The sequence below is a fragment of the Comamonas sp. MYb396 genome, from assembly GCF_037479555.1.
In the GTDB taxonomy this organism is placed as follows: Bacteria; Pseudomonadota; Gammaproteobacteria; order Burkholderiales; family Burkholderiaceae_C; genus Comamonas.
This window is the reverse complement of sequence record NZ_JBBGYU010000003.1, coordinates 192,420-211,192: the sequence shown is the minus strand read 5'-3', so window position 1 is coordinate 211,192 and position 18,773 is coordinate 192,420. Positions and strand designations below refer to the sequence as shown.

Sequence of the window (18,773 nt, the reverse complement as noted above, 5' to 3'; positions counted from 1 at the left end):
CAGGGCTGGGCTTACATCGAGCGGGTGCGGTCCCCGGTGGAGATCGCATGCATCGGGTGGCGCAAGGTCGGGTCAAAGGGGTTGATCTGCGCGCTCAAGGTTTTGGCTTCGCGCAGCAGCATGTCGCGCACGATGGGCAGGCGTTCGTCGCTCAGGCGCGCGGTGTGGGTGCCGATCGACAGGGCCGCGACCACCTGGCCATTGCGGTCAAACACCGGCACGGCCAGGCCAGCCATCCCTTCGAGCAGGCCGGAGTTCTTGGCGGTATAGCCCTGGCGGTGCGCCTTGTCGATCTCGGTGCGCATGTAGACCTCGTCATAGACGTTGTAGTGCTGCATGCGCGGCAGGTTGAAGCGCAGCACCTCCTCGCGCTCGGCCTCGGGCAGGTTGGCCAAGATGACCAGCGAGCCCTGGCCCACGCCCAGCGCCACGCGCCCGCCGATATCACCGGTAAAGGTGCGGATCGGGAACTGGCCTTCGATGCGGTCCAGGCAGACCGCGTCAAAGCCCGAGCGCACCATCAGGATCACCGTGTCGTTGAGGCTGGCGCACAGGCGCAGCAGCACCGGGCGCGCGAGGCTGCGCAGGTCGCTTACCGCACCGGCCTGGGCGGCCAGCGAGAACAAATCCAGGCTCAGCCGGTAGAGCTTGTGCACCTGGTCCTGCTCGACCATGCCCTCCTGGATCAGGCCTTGCAGCAGCCGGTGCGTGGTGGCCTGGGTCAGGCCGATTTCCTTGGCCAGATGGGTCACGCGCACGCCTTCGGTCTGGTGTGCGGCCAGCGCGCGCATCACCAAAAAGCTGCGGTGCAGGGTGCCGCGCTGGTGGCTGTTGTCCTCAGAGGTGTCGGTGCTCATGGTTTTTCGGAATAAAAATTCGGTACATCTGATTTTTATTCCATTTATCGGAATAAATCAAATTTATCTTCCATTATCAGTGTTTACACCGTGTGTGGATTCAAACCACATTCCGAAAATAGACAAATAGTTGCAAATGTCGTTCATCCGTGCGACATGGCCGACGGGCCCCGCAACCCTGTGCCACCGAGGTGATTTCCATGAGTTTTCTGCGTCTCCACAACGTCTCCAAACAGTACGGCCCCAACCGGGTGGTCAGCCAGTTCAACCTGGATGTGCAAAAGGGCGAGTTCGTCTCCTTGCTCGGCCCCTCGGGCTGCGGCAAGACCACGAGCTTGCAGATGATTGCTGGCTTTGTGGATGTGACCGAAGGCCGCATTGAGTTGGACGGCAAGGACATCACCCGCGCCAAGGCCAATGAGCGCGGCCTGGGCATCGTGTTCCAGACCTATGCGCTGTTTCCGCACATGACCGTCCGCGAGAACGTCGAGTTCGGCCTGGAGATGCGCAAGGTGGCGCAGCCCGAGCGCAGCGAACGTGCCAGCGAAGCGCTGGCCCTGGTGCACCTGGGTCCCTATGCCGACCGCTATCCGCGTGAACTCTCGGGCGGCCAGCGCCAGCGCGTGGCCCTGGCCCGGGCGCTGGTCATCAAGCCGCCGGTGCTGCTGCTCGATGAACCGCTGTCCAACCTCGATGCCAAGCTGCGCGAAGAGATGCAGTTTGAGCTGCGCGAGATCCAGCGCAAGGTGGGCACGACCACCATCATGGTCACGCATGACCAGAGCGAAGCCATGTCGATCAGTGACCGCGTGGTGGTGATGGAAGCCGGCCGCATCACCCAGGTGGACACGCCACACACGGTGTATGAGCACCCGCACAACGCCTTTATCTCCACCTTTGTCGGCAAGGCCAACCTGCTGCAGGCCACCGTGCATGCCCAGGGCGGCCAGTGGCTGGCGCATGTGGGCGATGTGCAGATGGCGGTGCAGGATGTGCCCGCCGCTGCGGCCAGCCACGGCACGCGTTTGCTGCTGGGCCTGCGCCCCGAGAAAATCCAACTGTCGGCCATTTCGCCCGGCCGCACCCAGGGCACCGTGCGCGAGCGCTTCTTCCTGGGCAACCTCTGGCTCTACACCGTGGAATGCCCGCTGGGCAGCATTACCGTGACGGCGGCCAACGATGGCGAGGCGCCCCACCAGGTGGGCAGCCAGGTGGGGATCGACTGGTCCGATCGCAATGTGCGCCTGATCGCCGGTGACGGGGTGGCTGCATGAGCGAGCGCCGCACCTGGGCCCCCTGGGCCATGAGCGCTCCGGCGCTGCTGCTGTTTGCGGTGATGCTGGCGGTGCCGCTGCTGCTGACCACCATCCTGTCCTTCAATGCCTACAACGTGGACACCGGTCCGGTCGCGGGCAGCTTCACGATCGAGCACTATGTGCACATCGTCACCGACAGCTACTACTACGAGATCTTCTGGCGCACCTTGTGGATTTCGGGCCTGGTGACGTTGATTTGCATCGCCATCGGCGCGCCCGAGGCCTACATCCTGAGCAAGATGCGCGCGCCCTGGCGCTCCATCTTCTTGCTGATCATCCTGGCGCCGCTGCTGATTTCGGTGGTGGTGCGGGCCTTTGGCTGGAGCATGCTGCTGGGCCCCGAGGGGCTGATCAATGACATCTTCCGCCTGGTGGGCATCGGCCCGGTCAAGCTGCTCTACAACGAGACGGCCATCGTCATTGCGCTGGTGCATGTGATGCTGCCCTTCATGGTGATCCCCGTCTGGACCTCGCTGCAAAAGCTCGATCCTTCGGTCGAGAGCGCCTCGCTGTCGCTGGGCGCCTCGCACTTCACCACCTTGCGACGCGTGGTGTTTCCGCAGGTGCTGCCCGGCATTCTCTCGGGCAGCCTGATCGTGTTCGGCCTGGCCGCCAGCTCGTTTGCGATTCCCGGCCTGCTGGGCGGGCGCCGGGTCAAGATGGTGGCCACTCTGATCTATGACGAGTACCTGCACGAGCTGAACTGGCCGCTGGGCGCGGCCATCGCCTTTGTGCTGCTGGCCGCCAACCTGGTGATCATGCTGGGCTGGAACCGCATGGTTGAAGGCCGCTACAAGAAGACCCTGGGCTGAGAGGCGAGGTAACTGACATGCAAAAAAACGGACCCATTGCCCTTATCTTCAACGCGCTGGTCATCATCTTCATGCTGGCGCCGCTGGTCATTGTCTGCCTGGTGGCCTTCACCCCGGCCGAGACCCTGACCCTGCCGACCACCAGCTTCTCGCTGCGCTGGTTCGAGCAGGTGCTGCACCATGCCGACTTTGTCCAGTCGTTCTGGAACAGCCTGGGCCTGGCGGTGGCGGCTGCCTCCATCTCGACCGCGCTGGCCGTGCCCGCCGCCATTGCGCTGGTGCGCTATGAGATCCCCGGCCGTGGCGCGCTGCAGGCGCTGTTCCTGTCGCCGCTGATCATTCCTCACCTGGTGCTGGGTGTGGCCATGCTGCGTATGTTCTCGCTGGTCGGTGGCCAGGGCAGCTTTGGCTGGCTGATCTTTGCCCATGCGCTGGTGGTGATGCCCTACACCATGCGCCTGGTGATGGCCGCGCTGATCGGCTTTGACCGCAGCGCAGAGCAGGCCGCGTACTCGCTGGGCGCGAGCAACGCCAAGGTGTTCCAGCGCATCACCTTGCCGATGATCCTGCCCGGCATCACCGGCGGCTGGCTGCTGGCCTTTATCAACAGCTTTGACGAGCTGACCATGTCGATCTTTGTGGTCTCGCCCAGCACGGTGACCTTGCCGGTGCGCATGTACATGTATGCCACCGAGTCGCTGGACCCGATGATGGCCGCGGTGTCGGCGCTGATCGTGTTCATCACGCTGGGGCTGATGCTCTTGCTCGACAAGGTCTATGGCCTGGACCGCATCCTGATCGGCAAGCACTGATGGCACACGCGACTCCCCTTTTGCCGGCCGGCCAGCTCCAGCGCCTCAAGGAGCAGGGGCGCCCGCCGCTGCAGTTTGTGCTCAACGGCCAGCCTGCCCAGGCGCTGCAGGGCGACACGGTGCTGACTGCCGTGCTGACCCAGTCGGCCCAGCTGCGCAGCCATGAGTTTGCCCATAGCCCGCGCGCCGGCTTTTGCATGATGGGCGCCTGCCAGGACTGCTGGGTCACCCTGGGTGGCGAGCAGGCCGGCCGCAAGCTGCGCGCCTGCTCGACCCTGCTGCAGGCGGGCATGCAGATCTGTACCACGGCAGAGGCCGTGGCCCAGGCTACCGCCACCAATGCGACCCAGGTGCAACCATGATCGGCAGCGATTTCTACCTGGACGACCCCCGGCCCACCGACGGCCCGCCCGTCATCGTGGGCGCCGGGCCTGCCGGCATCCGCGCCGCGCAAACCCTGCTGGCCCATGGCCTGCGCCCGGTCGTCATCGACGAGGCGCCCAAGGCCGGAGGCCAGATCTACCGCCGCCAGCCCGATGGCTTTGGCCGCACGCCCAAGGACCTGTATGGCTTTGAGGCCGGCCGCGCCAGCGACCTGCACCAGACCTTTGACCGCCTGCGCCCGCAGCTGGACTACCGGCCCGACACCCTGGTCTGGAATGCCCAGGGCCACAGCCTGGACCTGCTGCACACGGCGCAGCGCACCGCCAATACCCTGCGCTGGCGCGATCTGATCGTCGCCACCGGCGCCACCGACCGCGTGCTGCCGCTGCCCGGCTGGACCCTGCCCGGTGTCTACACCCTGGGCGGCGCCCAGGTGGCCTTGAAGTACCAGGGCTGTGCGATTGGCGACGCCGTGGTGTTTGCCGGCACCGGCCCCTTGCTGTATCTCGTGGCCTACCAGTACGCCAAGGCCGGTGGCCGGGTGCTGGCGGTGCTGGACACCGCCCCGGCCGTGCAGCGCTACAAGGCTGCGCCAGCGATGCTGGCCCAACCGGCAGTCACCGCCAAGGGCCTGTACTTTTTGAGCTGGCTGATGTTCCACGATGTGCCGGTGCACCATGGCGTGCAGCTGCTGCGCGCCGAAGGCGCAGACCGTGTGCAGGCTATTGTGTGGAAGGATGCACAGGGCGCCGAGCAACGTACCAACTGCAGCGCTATCGGCCTGGGCTATGCGCTGCGGCCCGAGACGCAGCTGGCCGATCTGCTGGGCTGCGAGTTCACCTTTGCGCCCTTGCACCGCTGCTATGTGCCGCAGATCGATGCCGACCGGCGCAGCAGCGTGCCCGGCGTCTACCTGGCGGGCGATGGCGCCGGCATCATGGGCGCGGATGCGGCCGAGATGTCGGGCGAGCTGGCGGCGCTGGCTTTGCTGCAGGACCGGGGCATTGCAACCGATGCAGCGCGCCAGGCCAGGCTGCGCCAGCAGCTGGACAAGACGCAGCAGTTCCGCCAGGCGCTGGAGGTGGCGTTTCCCTTTCCCGACGACTGGGCGGAGCGTGCACCCGATGAGCTGGTGGTCTGCCGCTGCGAAAACATCACGGCTGGCGAGCTGCGCGCTACCGCTGCCACCCAGCCGCAGGGCGATATCAACCGCATCAAGGCGCTGTGCCGGGTGGGCATGGGCCGCTGCCAGGGCCGCATGTGCGGTGTGGCTGCGACCGAGATCCTGGCCGATACCTTGAAGGTGCCGGTGGCGCAGATAGGCCGCATCCGGGGCCAGGCGCCGATCAAGCCCCTGCCGCTGGACATGACCGTGGTCAGCACGGACCAGGAGGCCAACCATGGTTAAGCAACTGGCCACCGAGGTGGTGGTGATTGGTGGCGGCATCATGGGCGCGAGCACGGCGCTGTTCCTGCGCAAACGCGGCATCCAGGTGGTGGTGGTCGAGCGCGATCTCTGCGGCTCGCGCTCCAGCGGCGTCAACTTTGGCGGTGTGCGCCGCCAGGGGCGGTCGCTGGCGATGCTACCGCTGTCACAGCGCGCCCACCAGCACTGGGGGCGCCTGACCGCGCTGATCGGCACCGAGGCCGAGTACGAGCGCTCGGGCCACTTCAAGATTGCCCGCTCGCAGGCGGATATGGAATCGTTAGTGCGCTATGCCGAGAAGACGCGCGACTGTGGGCTGGACCTGCAGCTGCTCGATGGCGCGGAGCTGCACAAGCGCTTTCCGGTCGGCGGCGCCAAGGTCGTGGGCGGCTCCTTCTGCCCGGATGATGGCCAGGCCAACCCGCGCCTGCTGTCACCGGCCTTTGCCACGGCGGCCGCGCGGGCGGGGGCCCAGGTGTTCGAGCACAGCCCCGTGCTGGAGGTGGCGCACAATGGCCAGCGCTTTGTGGTGCGCACGCCCGAGATGGAGATCCGCGCGAATGTGGTGGTCAACGCCGCAGGCGCATGGGCCGGCCAGTTTGCCGAGCAGTGCGGCGAGCCGGTGCCCATGCGCATCCGGCCGCCGGCCATGGGCGTGACCGAGCCCTTGCCCTACTTTTTGCACTGGAGCCTGGGCGTGGAGGGCGGCAGCATCTACTGCCGCCAGGTGCGCCGGGGCAATGTGGTGTTTGGCGGCGGGCCCGGACTGGTGCTGGACGACACCCGCGCGCGCAACCGCCACACCACCGTCTGGGCGCAGCTGCCGCAGTTGGTGGAGCTGCTGCCCCAGTTGAAGAACGCCCAGCTGATCCGCACCTGGAGCGGCAACGAAGGCGCCTTGCCTGACCACGAGCCCATCATCAGCGCCAGCAGCCGCCAGGCCGGCCTCTACCATGCCTTTGGTTTTGCCGGCGGGGGATTTCAGCTCGGGCCGGGCGTGGGCGATGTGATGGCTGAGCTGATTGCCCAGGGCCGCAGCAGCACGCCGATTGATGCTTTCCGTATAGACCGATTTACCGACCCCGCATGTTCAACCTGAAAGGAATCCACATGTCTTCTTGGACGACGACCCTCAAAACTCCTGTGCGCGCCATCGCCCTGATGGCCTCTGTGGTGGCTGCGGCCAGCGCGGTGCAGGCACAGACCAAAACCATCTACATCGGCATGAATGGCGGCAACATGGAGCGCACCTACTCGCAGTTCGTGTTCCCCGCGTTCGAGAAGGCCAACAATGTCAAGGTGGTGGTGGTGCCAGGCACCTCGACCGACATCCTGGCCAAGGCCCAGGCTTCCAAGGACAAGGCCCAGATGCAGGTCATGACCCTGGATGACGGCGTGATGTACCGCGCCATCAGCATGGGTCTGTGCGAAAAGCTCAAGCCCGCTGCCGGCTACAGCGAGATCCCGGACATCGCCAAGATCAAGGACAGCGCCATTGGCCTGTCGATGGGCCTGACCGGCCTGGCCTATAACACCAAGATGTTTGCCGAAAAGGGCTGGGCTGCACCCACTTCCTGGAACGACCTGGCCGACCCCAAGCTCAAGGGCAAGGTGGTGGTGCAGTCGATGCCGGCCTCGTCCTTTGGCCTGCATGCCTTTTTGATGTTCAACCGCCTCAAGGGCGGCAACGAAAAGAACGTGGACCCGGCCTTCAAGGCCTGGCCGACGACCATTGGCCCGAACGTGGTGGAGTACATCCCCAATTCGTCCAAGGTGGTGGAGATGATGCAGGCCGGTGATGCCGCCATCTTCCCCTACACCCTGACGCAGGCCGAGCTGATGAAGTCCAAGGGCATCCCCATGGAATATGTGGCGCCCAAGGAAGGCGCTGTCGTGCTGATGACCGCCATGTGCGTGCTCAACAACAACCCCGAGTCCGAGCTGGCGCAAAAGCTGGTGGAGTACCTGGTGAGCCCGGAAGCACAGGCGCTGGCGATGGAAAACGGCAGCTACAACCCCGTGAACCCCAAGACCAAGCTGCAAGGCAAGCCAGCCGAAGAGCAGAACAAGATGAACGCCATCCTGAAGAACGCCGTGGCCGTGGACTGGGATGTGGTCAACGCCGACCGCCCCGAGTGGAACAAGCGCTGGAACCGCACGGTGGAGCGCTGATCAGCGGCATGTGCACGGCGGGATAGTGCCCGGCATCTGATTGGATAGCTAGCAAAAGCTGCCAACGCATGCCCTCTACAGGGGCGGCGCTGGCAGTTTTTTTATGGGGCGCCCCGGCCCAGTTGCTGGCCGTCGACGGTCTGGCCGTAGAGCGAGAACTCGCTGTCGTGGAAGCGCTTGCGTGTGTCTGCAATATTGCCGGTAAAGCGCGGGTCCTGCGGGCGCTCGTGGCTGTTGATGTAGGTCGCCACATCCCAGGCGTCCTGGTCACTGAGCGTATTGCCTTTGCCAAGCGGCATATTGGCCTTGATAAAGCCGGTGGCCTTGTCCACCTCATGCATGCCGGCGCCCCAGTTGTACGATTGCTTGCCCCAGAGGGGAGGGAAGACCTGCACATCGCCGCTGCGCTGGCCCTGGCCATCATCGCCGTGGCACAGCGCGCACTGGGCGTTGAACACCTTCTGGCCGCGCGCATAGTCGGGCACCTGGGCGGGTTTGGCCACCTTGGGGTAGCCGGCGCCGGGCAGCTTCTCCCCCACTGGCGCGCCCTTGGCCATCCAGTAGGCATAGGCCTCCAGTGCTACCAACACCTCATCGCCATGGGGCGGGGCCTTGCCGTTCATGCTGTACATGAAGCAGCCGCGCAGGCGTTCGGAGAAGGTGTCCACGCTCTTGGTCTTGCTGCGGTAGGCGGGGTATTGCGTGTAGGCGCCCCAGAGCGGTGCGGAGTGGGCGGCGCGCCCTGCATCCAGGTGGCAGTTGACGCAGTTGAGGGTGTTGCCGACAAAGGCCTTGGCCTGGGTGCTGGTGTGCAGAAAGATCTGCTCGCCCCGGCGGATCACATCGCCCATCGGACCGTCGGGAATCGCATCGGCGGCGGGCGGGGCAAAGGCGGCAGTGCTGGCAGCAGCTGGCGCTTTGGCTGCGCTGGCTGTGGCAGCTGCTGGCGCTGGTTGGGCTGCATCCGATGCGGCGCTAGCGGGTGCGGGGCTGGGGGTGGCGGGTGCTGCTGGTTTTTGCGCGGTCTGGGCGGGCGCTGCGGCGGGCCGCTCATGGGCCAGCTCGCCCATGCTCTTGCTCACCTGCACGCCAAAGCCGATGGCGGCCACCAGTACGATGGCGACGACGACCACCACAAAGATCTTGAGGTACTGCCACTCGCTGTGCTGGACGCGGGCCTGCTCCTCGGGCGTTTCCACATGGTTGGGGCGCTGGTAATCCATGGGGTTCTCCGCTCAAGGCTTGGCAGCGCCTGAGGCGCTGGCGTAGTACTGGGCGATGGCGCTGACATCGTCGGCGCTGAGCTTTTTGGCAATGCCCTCCATCAAGCCCAGCGGGCCGGGCGGGCGGCTGCCTTGTTTCCAGGCATCGACCTGCGCTTGCATATAGCCGGCGCTGAGCTTGGCAATGGCCGGGAAATGCTCGCCCACCCCCGCGCCGCCTGGCCCGTGGCAGCTGGCGCAAGCGGGGATGCCATCTTGCTGCCGGCCACGCTCCACCAGCCAGGCGCCCTTGTCTTTGGCTTCGGCCGGGCCTGGTGTGGCGGCAATGCCCGATGGCAGGCTGGCAAAGTAAGCGGCAACATCGGCGCGCTGCTGCGGCGTCAAACCCTTGGCAATGGGCGCCATGATGGGGTTGCCGCGCAAGCCATCAGCAAAGGCATCCAACTGGCTGCGCAGATAGCTGGCGCCCTGGCCGGCCAGTGGCGGGAAGGCGGCCATGCCCTGGCCTTTGGCCCCATGGCAGCTGGTGCAGGAGGCCACGCTGGGCGGCAGGCCGTTGTTGGCGATCTGCTCGCCTTGTTGGGGGTTGGCGCTTTGGGCCTGGGCGGCTGCACAAAGCAGCAGCGCCCAAGGCCAGACAGCGCCAAGCCGGCGCAGCGGGCGTGTGGGGAGTTGTCTCATCGTGTTATGGCTGTAGTTTGGACCCATGGTAGGCAGAGAATGCCTGGGGCGGTGTCGGCCAATGTCGATGGTGTTGCACACCCCGCGCGCATGAAAAAAGCCGCTGGCGAGCGGCTTTTCTGGGGGAGGATGAGGGCTGAACTTAGAGGTTGAGCATCAGCTTGAGGTTTTGCACTGCAGCGCCGCTGGCGCCCTTGCCCAGGTTGTCCAGGCGGGCGATGACCACGGCCTGGCGCAGCTGCTCGTTGCCGAACACGCGGATTTCCAGCTTGTTGGTGCCTGCCAGGGTATCGGCGGCCAGCTTGTTGTCGTCGGTGGGCGGCAGCACCTGCACCCATTGCTCGTCCTGGTTGGTCTTGGCGTAGTGGGCGGCCAGGGCGCCATGCAGATCGCTCAAGAGCGGCTTGCCGGGGAGCTCATCGAGGTGCAGCGGCAGCTGCACCAGCATGCCCTGGGCAAAGTTGCCGACGGCAGGGATAAACACCGGGCGGCGGGTCAGGCCGGTGTATTTCAGGATTTCGGGGATGTGCTTGTGCGTCAGGCCCAGTGCATAGGCCTCATAAGGCGCGGCGCCGCCGGCCTCATAGGCTTCCATCATCTGGCGGCCACCACCGGAGTAGCCGGACACCGAAGGCAGTGCCAGCGCGGCATCGGCGGGGACCAGGCCGGCATCGATCAGCGGGCGCAGGATGGCGATGGCGCCGGTGGCATAGCAGCCAGGGTTGGAGACGCGCTTGGCCGCTTGCACGGCGCTTTTCTGGCCGGCGCTCAGCTCGGGGAAGCCATAGACCCACTGGTCGTTGACGCGGTGGGCCGTGGAGGCATCGATGATGCGAATAGTGCGGCCGGTTTCCTGCTCGATGGCATCGACCATGGCCGTGGTGTCCTTGGCGGCATCGTCGTGCAGGCAGAGGATGACCAAGTCCACACCCGCGATCAGCGCGCGCTTGGCCTCCGGGTCCTTGCGCAGCTCGGGCGCAATGCTTACCAACTCAATGCCGGGCATGTCCACCAGGCGTTCGCGAATCTGCAAACCGGTGGTGCCAGCTTCGCCGTCGATAAACACTTTTGCCATTGCCATCACTCCTGCTGTGCGTTGGCGCCAGCTGGGCAGCGGGCGCTTGGGTTCGGGAAAGTGCTTATTGTCATACAAAGCGGCGCGATGCGTGCAGGCGGATGGCAAATTTGCAGTCCGTTCTGACAAGGGCTTGTGCGATGCGCCGGACATGCTGTTTTTGGGCCTGTGATGGCCCGGTGCTGGCCCTAAGCGCAGTGCGCACTAGCGCAAAAATGTGTCAGCCCCGGGCGGCTGTGCCAAAAATCCTGCACCGCTCGGGTATTTATCGACAACTTTTACGCAGGCCTCCGACAGGCATTGACTGCCTTGGCTGACAGACCTGGTGTACGGAGACGACTGCCCAACATGGCTGGTTAGCTATACAAATAATAGCTATATGCATTCCGGCGGCCGACAAACCCCGGAAGCGCATTGGGGCTCCTGCAGGCGCTGCCCCCCATGGCGCAGTGCAGCATGGTAAATTCGCGGACTGCCAGGCCTTCTGCCTTGTTTGCGAGTTCTTTGTTCTGCGCGCTCGGCCGCCGGGTTTTTTCCCATTTTGTTTTACTGAGAGACATCATGAAAATTCATGAATACCAAGGCAAGGAAATCTTGCGTCAGTTCGGCGTGCCCGTTCCGCGCGGTATCCCCGCCTTCACTGTGCAAGAAGCAGTGGAAGCAGCACAGAAGCTGGGCGGCCCCGTGTGGGTGGTGAAGGCCCAGATTCACGCAGGTGGCCGCGGTAAGGGCGGTGGCGTGAAGGTTGCCAAGACCATCGACGACGTGAAGGCGCTGTCCGAGCAAATCCTCGGCATGCAGCTGGTGACCCACCAGACCGGCCCTGAAGGCCAGAAGGTGCGCCGCCTGTACATCGAAGACGGTGCCGACATCCAGCAGGAATACTACCTGTCTGCCGTGACCGACCGTGGCACGCAGAAGGTGGCCTTCATCGCTTCGAGCGAAGGCGGCATGGACATCGAGGAAGTGGCGCACAGCACTCCCGAAAAGATCATCACCGTGCTGGTCGACCCCATTGCTGGCTTCACGCAAGCCAATGGTGAAGAGCTGGCCAAGGGCATCGGCATGCCTGCTGATTCGGTGGCCCAGTTCATCGACATCTGCCAAAAGCTGTACAAGTGCTACATGGACACGGACGCATCGCTGGTTGAAATCAACCCGCTCAACCGTGACTCCAAGGGCAACGTGATTGCACTGGACGCCAAGTTCAACTTTGACCCCAACGCGCTGTTCCGTCACCCAGAGCTGGTGGCCTTCCGCGATCTGGACGAAGAAGATCCAGCAGAAGTGGAAGCTTCGAAGTTCGACCTGGCCTACATCAGCCTGGACGGCAACATCGGCTGCCTGGTGAACGGCGCTGGCCTGGCCATGGCCACGATGGACACCATCAAGCTGTTCGGCGGCGAGCCTGCCAACTTCCTGGACGTGGGCGGCGGTGCCACCCCTGAGAAGGTCACCGAAGCCTTCAAGATCATGCTTAAGAACCCCAAGGTCAAGGGCATTCTGGTCAACATCTTCGGCGGCATCATGAAGTGCGACACCATCGCTACCGGCGTGATCACCGCTTGCAAGGCGGTGAACCTGAGCGTGCCACTGGTCGTGCGCATGAAGGGTACCAACGAAGAGCTGGGCAAGAAGATGCTGGCCGAATCGGGCCTGCCCATCATCTCGGCCGACACCATGGCCGAAGCCGCCACCAAGATCGTTGCCGCAGTGAAGTAAGCCCTGGAGAACACACATGTCTATCTATATCAATAAAGACACCAAAGTCATTACCCAAGGCATCACGGGCAAGACCGGCCAGTTCCACACTGAAAAGTGCCAGGAATACGCGAACGGCAAGAACTGCTTCGTCGCTGGCGTGAACCCCAAGAAGGCTGGCGAAAAGATTTTCGACATCCCCATCTACGGTTCGGTCAAGGACGCTGCCAAGGACACCGGTGCTACCGTGTCCGTGATCTATGTGCCGCCTGCTGGCGCTGCTGCTGCGATCTGGGAAGCGGTGGAAGCCGACCTGGACCTGGCCATCTGTATCACCGAAGGCATCCCCGTGCGCGACATGCTGGAAGTGCGCAACAAGATGAAGGCCAAGGAAGCGGCTGGCGGCAAGAAGACCTTGCTGCTGGGCCCTAACTGCCCAGGCCTGATTACCCCCGGCGAAATCAAGATCGGCATCATGCCCGGTCACATCCACAAGCCAGGCCGCATTGGTGTGGTGAGCCGTTCCGGCACGCTGACCTATGAAGCCGTGGCACAGCTGACCGAGCTGGGCATTGGCCAGTCTTCGGCTGTCGGTATCGGTGGTGACCCCATCAATGGTCTCAAGCACATCGACGTGATGAAGGCGTTCAATGACGACCCGAACACCGACGCTGTGATCATGATCGGCGAAATCGGCGGTCCAGACGAAGCCGAAGCCGCTCTCTGGTGCAAGGCCAACATGAAGAAGCCTGTGGTGGGCTTCATCGCTGGTGTGACTGCCCCTCCCGGCAAGCGCATGGGCCACGCTGGCGCGCTGATCTCCGGCGGCGCCGACACGGCAGATGCCAAGCTGGCCATCATGGAAGAGTGCGGTTTCACCATCACCCGCAACCCATCCGAAATGGGCCGCCTGCTGCAAGGCCTGCTGAAGTAAGCAAAATTACGCATGCCAGGGGCTGCGTGCCCCGCTAAACTGCGTACTCCATAAAAAGAAGACGCCAGATCGTTCAGGTCTGGCGTCTTTATTCATAACTACGGAGCGCAACATGGATTACGTCAATCATCCCGACTTCTGGATCGGGCTGGTCAAGATCATCTGGATCAACATCATTCTCTCGGGCGACAACGCCGTTGTCATCGCGCTCGCAGCGCGCTCCCTACCCCCTGAACAACAAAGAAAAGCCATCATGTTCGGCTCCGGCGCCGCCGTGGTGCTGCGCATCTTGCTGACCGTGGTCGCCGCCAAGCTCTTGGAGCTGTCCTTCCTGCAGATCGTCGGCGGTTGCCTGCTGCTATGGATTGGCCTGCAACTGCTCACCAGCCATGACGAAGAAGAGGGCGCGGGCAAGGGCACCGGCACGATGATGGCCGCCATCCGCACCATCCTGATCGCCGACCTGGTGATGAGCCTGGACAACGTGATTGCCGTGGCGGCAGCTGCCGGCGGCAATATGCTGCTGCTGATCCTGGGCCTGGCGATCTCGATCCCGCTGGTGGTCTTTGGCTCCACCTTGATGATCAAGCTGATGGAGCGCTTCCCGGTCATCGTGATCCTGGGCGCTGGCCTCATCGGTTGGGTGGGTGGCGAGACCATCATGAACGACAAGCTGCTGCACGGCTTTGTAGCAGCCAACCCTGCGCTGCACTACCTGGCAGCTGCCGCTGGCGCCGCCCTGGTGGTGGGCCTGGGGCTGTGGCTGCAAAAGCGCAATACCGCGCCTGCACACTGAGCGGCTGATCCTCTCAGCCCAACACAAAGCGCCTTCGGGCGCTTTTTGCATTTCTACGCCGGGCTGCAGAGAGGGTGCATCGTCAAGGGGAAAGAGCGCCTGCAGCAGCCAACGCATTGATCGGCATCAGTCATCAAGGGGAATCAAGGGTAAACCCGTAACTAAAATCCGGTAGCACCCAACACATCGTGATCCTTTGTCAACCGCGTATCGAAAGTGTCATTTGTATAGCTTATGTGCATATAATCGTGACGAGGTTTATCAATATGCCAAGACTCATAGTTTCATTAGATGGAGTGGTGATCCAGGACTACATGCTGACGGAGTCCAGGGCCACCCTGGGGCGCCGTTCCACCAACGACATCGTGCTGACCGACATGGCGGTCAGCGGCGAGCATGTGGCCTTCACCTATGAGAAGAAGATCGGCATCGTCGTCGTCGAAGACCTGGGCAGCACCAATGGCACCAAGGTCAACGGCTTGAAGGTGCGCCGCCAGGTGCTGCAAAGCGGTGACCTGCTGGACATCGGCAAATGCCGCATCCGCTTTTTGATGAACTCTCTCGTGCCCGAAAGCCATTACATGCATGCCAGCGAAGCCGGCAGCCTGACGGCCAAGCCCGCCCATGCCGACCACGGCGAAGACAGCCCCACGGTCCCCGCCGACTTCCCCCCTGCCGAAGAGCAGCCCTACACCCCCAGCCCCTACCTGCGCGCCGTCAGCGGCGCCAGCGAAGACATCATCCTGTCCAAGGTCGTCACCACTGTTGGCCGCCCTGGGATCGCTGTTGCTGCGCTGACCAAGCGCGGCAAGGGCTATATCGCCACCAAGGTTGACGGCTCGGCCGATGTGGTGCTCAATGGCCAGGCGCTCAATGGCGTGGGGCTGTCGATGCACAAGGGGGATAGGATTGAGCTGGCGGGGATGGCTTATGAGTTTTTGGGGTAGGCTGCGTCTAGCAGCTTAGGTTGGCTCACCTTAGACAATGGCACCTGCGGGTGCCATTTTTTGTTGGTTCTTCGCGGATTCACCGTACAGCGCTATCGGTCGAGGTGACAAAAATGACAGAACGCATAGCGGGGTGACATTTATGAACGTCTTCCACAATAAGTTAACAAAACGCCGCATTTTTGTCAGCGCGGGCCGCGCCCTGCAGGCGCTGAGAAGTTGGCACAGCACTTGCTGTCTACACCACACGCCAAGTCAGTTCGACAAGGCTACCTAATCACTGGTTACATAGAGAGGATTCAACATGCTGCGTACTATGCAAAAGGGTTTCACCCTGATCGAACTGATGATCGTTGTGGCGATTATCGGTATTTTGGCTGCTATCGCTCTGCCTGCTTACCAAGACTACACCATCCGTACGCAAGTGTCGGAAGGTCCGGTTTTGATGGGCGGTGCCAAGAATGGTGTTATCGATTTTTGGTCTGAACGCGGTCGCTTTCCTGCTAGCAATGGTTCCGCTGGCGTAGCTGCCGCAGGATCGATTCGTGGCTCATATGTGACGCAGGTCCTCGTTAAAGCTAATGGTGTTATTGAAGCGACCTACGGCAACAAAGTCAATAGCAAGGTTGCCACAGGTACGTGCTCTATCACGCCCACTGATGCAGGCGGCAGTGTCACTTGGAAGGGAACTTGCAGCTTCGCTGAAAAGTACCGTGCTTCCGCATTCCGTTGATACTTTCTTAGTATAATTCCTAAAAGCCCGACATATGTCGGGCTTTTTTTATGACTACATTATGAGTATTGGTTCGGTGAAAATACGTCTTATTCCTCTTGGTATTTTGATTACTGGAATCACCATTGCATTTCTCCTTTACAAACAGGCAGAAGGAATGATGTGGGGCTTTGATGACTATATCAACTTACGCGGACTAGCGGACGTGAGTTCACGCGATGGCCTGATTGATTTTCTATTTGGTGGAGTGGCGGGGCCTGGTGGGCGCGTTATTTCCCTTGTAACATTTTTGGCGAACTATGCTGACTGGCCGAAGAATCCATGGGGGTTTTCAAAAACTACTCTAATTCTCCATTGCGTCAATGGGATGTTGATTTTTCTATTTATTCGAAGACTCTATCAAAAAGATAGCGTTTTGAGTAACCTGTCTTCCTACATGAGTGCACTAGGAGCAATTTTGTGGTTGCTATTACCTATTCATGCTAGCGGCATTTTGTTGCCAGTACAGCGCATGACGCATGTGTCAGCTTTTTTTGTGCTGTTGACCTTGTATGGTTATGTTCTTGTTAGAGATAAAAATACGCACTCTATTCCTTCAGTTTTAAATATATTTTTTATAAGTGCACTGCTGCTTATTGGTGGCTTATTGGCTTATTTTTCTAAAGAAAATGGTGTGATGGTTGCAACATTGGTTGCATTGGTTGAGTTTTTCTTTTTCATTGATAAAAAGTCGTGGAGTAGTGCGGGGCGTGGAAGAAAAATTTTGTGGGCGGCATGGCTATCAATCGCAGGATTAATTGTTACCCTACTTTTATTTGTGCATCTTTATATTAGCTGGGATGGTATTCAGAATAATTATAAATTCAATAGAGATTTCTCTCTTTCTGAAAGGCTGGCAAGTGAATCAATAATCCTTTGGGAGTACATGCGGCAATCATTTTTGCCGCGTACTTTTCTACTAGGCCCGTACCATGATGGTCATTCTGTATATTCTTGGAGCATGTTGTTGCCATATATAGCTGCCGCGGCTTGGCTTGCAGTGATAGGTGGTGGAGTATTTCTGTTTTCCCGCGTCAAAAATGAGTTCCAAAAAAACATATTAAAATATACATTATTTGCTGTATTTTGGTTTCTTGGTTGTCATCAGATTGAGTCGACATTCATACCGTTGGAGTTATATTTTGAGCATCGAAACTACTTGGCGGTATTGGGTTTTTGTTTTTTGCTGATTTATATATTTTTCGGCCTTTTGAAATTCTATGAAAAGAGAATTGTTGTAGTGCTTTTAGGTGTGCTGTATTTTATATTTATTATAATAACTCTTCAGCAAATAACAAAATTATGGGGTTCACCATTTGTCGCTAACGAAGTTTGGCGAATTAGTAATCCTGGCTCAACCAGAGCTCAACAATCTGCGGTTAATGACCTTTTAACTCTTCACAGAACTGAAGAGGCCTTCAGGGTTGCAAATAGTTTCATAGAAAGAACTGGATCTATCGATTTGGCAATACAGATGATTCCTAAAGTATGTCAGTTCTCAAGTATTGGAGAGCAGGAATTGGCCTTTTCAAGACTTGAGACGTTGGCTGATTCCGTAAGTAAGCCATCAGGTATATCTACAGGATTGGCTAGTCTCGGCGATGCCATAAGGAGTGGCCGATGTGAAGGTATATCTTCACAAGAGTATAAAAAATTTCTGTACAAACTCTTGTTGAATGAGTCTGTGAATGGGTATGCTCCTATACGTCACCATGTTCATTATGAAATTGCACTGATGGAAAAGGAGACGGGGGATATCCCGAGGTATGTTGAGTATGCTAAGAAAGCCTTTTTCGATTTTCCATCTTTGAGTATTGGTGAGGCCATAGCCATCACTCTTTTTCGAGAAAGAAAACCTAGGGAGGCTATATTTTGGATCGATGAAATTTTGCAAAATACACCTAATGGCATGACAAGGGAAGCCTGGGGTATCCGTTTGCAAAGTTTAAAAAATGCGCTCGAGATTGTTGTAGAGGAAACGGAGGGGTGAAATGAAGGAGGTATTAAATAATCACTTGATATCTGTGGTGCTCCCAGCAAAGAACGAATCTTTGGCAATTGAATCCACAGTGGCCTCGATTCGAGCCGAATTTCCAAATGCGGAGATAATTGTCGTAGATGATGGGTCTAATGATGGGACCGCAAGCCTTGCAATAAATGCAGGGGCTAAAGTGATAACTCATCCTTATTCAAAAGGAAATGGAGCGGCAATTAAAACTGGTGCTCGAGCTGCGACGGGGGAAACAATCGTGTTCATGGATGCAGATGGACAGCACAATCCTGTGGATATACATCGCCTACTTAAGCAGATGGAACAAGGTCATGACATGGTGGTAGGGGCTCGGCAAAAAGGTTCTCAAGCAAATATGGGTCGAGGCCTTGCTAATAAATTCTATAATAAATTGGCCAGTTGGATGACAGGTCACCAGGTCCAAGATCTGACCTCAGGGTTTAGAGTAGTTGATGCAATGAAATTCCGTGAATTCTTGTATCTTCTCCCAAATGGATTCTCTTACCCCACCACAAGCACAATGGCGTTTTTCCGTGCAGGATATTCAGTGACATATATTCCTATTCATGCAGCAAAGCGCATCGGTAAAAGTCATATTCGTCTTTGGAAAGACGGCGCTAGATTTCTGTTAATTATTTTTAAAATTGGAACATTGTTTTCTCCTCTTAAAATATTTGCGCCTATTGCACTGATTATTTTCATGTTGGCCTCAGGTTGGTATGGATGGACTTGGTTTCATTCAGAACGATTCACTAATATGAGTGCACTTTTATATACGGGGTCGGTGGTCATATTTCTGATGGGGTTGATTTCGGAGCAAATCACAGCATTGATGTACCAAGGACGCAAGTGAT

18 protein-coding genes are annotated in these 18,773 nt (G+C 59.7%); 14 read left to right on the top strand and 4 right to left on the bottom strand.

Features of this window, described 5'->3' with window-relative positions; genetic code table 11:
* Positions 1-11: 11 nt before the first annotated feature.
* Positions 12-857 carry an IclR family transcriptional regulator gene (locus WH265_RS08750; protein WP_133856286.1) on the bottom strand — a complete coding sequence of 282 codons (846 nt, stop codon included), beginning with the start codon at positions 855-857 and terminating at the stop codon, positions 12-14.
* Positions 858-1,057: 200 nt separating this feature from the next.
* Between WH265_RS08750 and WH265_RS08745 the strand changes: the two genes are divergently transcribed.
* The 7 genes from WH265_RS08745 to WH265_RS08715 are packed head-to-tail and all read left to right on the top strand — an operon-like array spanning position 1,058 to position 7,779.
* Complete coding sequence (locus tag WH265_RS08745) at positions 1,058-2,131, top strand: ABC transporter ATP-binding protein (protein WP_021026626.1); 1,074 nt, start codon at positions 1,058-1,060, stop codon at positions 2,129-2,131.
* Positions 2,128-2,985 carry an ABC transporter permease gene (locus WH265_RS08740; RefSeq protein WP_133856288.1) on the top strand — a complete coding sequence of 286 codons (858 nt, stop codon included), beginning with the start codon at positions 2,128-2,130 and terminating at the stop codon, positions 2,983-2,985. Before WH265_RS08745 ends, WH265_RS08740 begins: the two co-directional genes overlap by 4 nt.
* Positions 2,986-3,002: 17 nt before the next feature.
* Positions 3,003-3,797: an ABC transporter permease gene (locus WH265_RS08735; protein WP_116926056.1), complete on the top strand. Its 795-nt coding sequence runs from the start codon at positions 3,003-3,005 to the stop codon at positions 3,795-3,797.
* Positions 3,797-4,159: a (2Fe-2S)-binding protein gene (locus tag WH265_RS08730; RefSeq protein ID WP_339557994.1), complete on the top strand. Its 363-nt coding sequence runs from the start codon at positions 3,797-3,799 to the stop codon at positions 4,157-4,159. The genes WH265_RS08735 and WH265_RS08730 overlap by 1 nt, the downstream gene beginning before the upstream one ends.
* Entirely contained in the window at positions 4,156-5,589 is a 1,434-nt protein-coding gene (locus WH265_RS08725) for an FAD/NAD(P)-dependent oxidoreductase (RefSeq protein WP_339557993.1), read from the top strand. Before WH265_RS08730 ends, WH265_RS08725 begins: the two co-directional genes overlap by 4 nt.
* Complete coding sequence (locus tag WH265_RS08720) at positions 5,582-6,706, top strand: NAD(P)/FAD-dependent oxidoreductase (protein WP_339557992.1); 1,125 nt, start codon at positions 5,582-5,584, stop codon at positions 6,704-6,706. Before WH265_RS08725 ends, WH265_RS08720 begins: the two co-directional genes overlap by 8 nt.
* A gap of 11 nt (positions 6,707-6,717) precedes the next feature.
* Positions 6,718-7,779 carry an ABC transporter substrate-binding protein gene (locus tag WH265_RS08715; RefSeq protein WP_027010839.1) on the top strand — a complete coding sequence of 354 codons (1,062 nt, stop codon included), beginning with the start codon at positions 6,718-6,720 and terminating at the stop codon, positions 7,777-7,779.
* A 101-nt stretch (positions 7,780-7,880) separates the two neighbouring features.
* Here WH265_RS08715 and WH265_RS08710 read toward each other — a convergent pair whose 3' ends face one another.
* From WH265_RS08710 to argC, 3 genes are all read right to left on the bottom strand, one after another.
* A complete protein-coding gene (locus WH265_RS08710; protein WP_445228512.1) occupies positions 7,881-8,849 on the bottom strand; it encodes a c-type cytochrome in 969 nt (322 codons plus the stop codon).
* A 165-nt stretch (positions 8,850-9,014) separates the two neighbouring features.
* Positions 9,015-9,683: a c-type cytochrome gene (locus tag WH265_RS08705; RefSeq protein WP_339557990.1), complete on the bottom strand. Its 669-nt coding sequence runs from the start codon at positions 9,681-9,683 to the stop codon at positions 9,015-9,017.
* A 142-nt stretch (positions 9,684-9,825) separates the two neighbouring features.
* The gene (gene argC / locus WH265_RS08700; protein WP_339557989.1) at positions 9,826-10,758 is read right to left on the bottom strand and encodes an N-acetyl-gamma-glutamyl-phosphate reductase; all 933 of its coding nucleotides are present in this window, start codon (positions 10,756-10,758) and stop codon (positions 9,826-9,828) included.
* Between the two features lie 561 nt (positions 10,759-11,319).
* Between argC and sucC the strand changes: the two genes are divergently transcribed.
* From sucC to WH265_RS08665, 7 genes are all read left to right on the top strand, one after another.
* Entirely contained in the window at positions 11,320-12,480 is a 1,161-nt protein-coding gene (sucC, locus tag WH265_RS08695) for an ADP-forming succinate--CoA ligase subunit beta (RefSeq protein WP_339557988.1), read from the top strand.
* A gap of 16 nt (positions 12,481-12,496) precedes the next feature.
* Positions 12,497-13,393 carry a succinate--CoA ligase subunit alpha gene (gene sucD, locus WH265_RS08690; RefSeq protein WP_021026616.1) on the top strand — a complete coding sequence of 299 codons (897 nt, stop codon included), beginning with the start codon at positions 12,497-12,499 and terminating at the stop codon, positions 13,391-13,393.
* A gap of 112 nt (positions 13,394-13,505) precedes the next feature.
* Positions 13,506-14,189, top strand: coding sequence for a TerC family protein (locus WH265_RS08685; RefSeq protein ID WP_312986859.1), 684 nt, complete (start codon positions 13,506-13,508; stop codon positions 14,187-14,189).
* Between the two features lie 266 nt (positions 14,190-14,455).
* Positions 14,456-15,136: an FHA domain-containing protein gene (locus WH265_RS08680; protein WP_339557987.1), complete on the top strand. Its 681-nt coding sequence runs from the start codon at positions 14,456-14,458 to the stop codon at positions 15,134-15,136.
* Positions 15,137-15,452: 316 nt separating this feature from the next.
* On the top strand, positions 15,453-15,869 hold the full coding sequence (locus WH265_RS08675) for a pilin (RefSeq protein WP_445228511.1): 417 nt from the start codon (positions 15,453-15,455) through the stop codon (positions 15,867-15,869).
* Between the two features lie 34 nt (positions 15,870-15,903).
* Positions 15,904-17,898, top strand: coding sequence for a hypothetical protein (locus WH265_RS08670; RefSeq protein WP_339557985.1), 1,995 nt, complete (start codon positions 15,904-15,906; stop codon positions 17,896-17,898).
* A gap of 1 nt (position 17,899) precedes the next feature.
* Positions 17,900-18,772 (top strand): glycosyltransferase family 2 protein, encoded by an 873-nt coding sequence (locus WH265_RS08665; protein WP_339557984.1) that lies wholly within the window; start codon positions 17,900-17,902, stop codon positions 18,770-18,772.
* The last annotated feature ends 1 nt before the right edge of the window (position 18,773 follow it).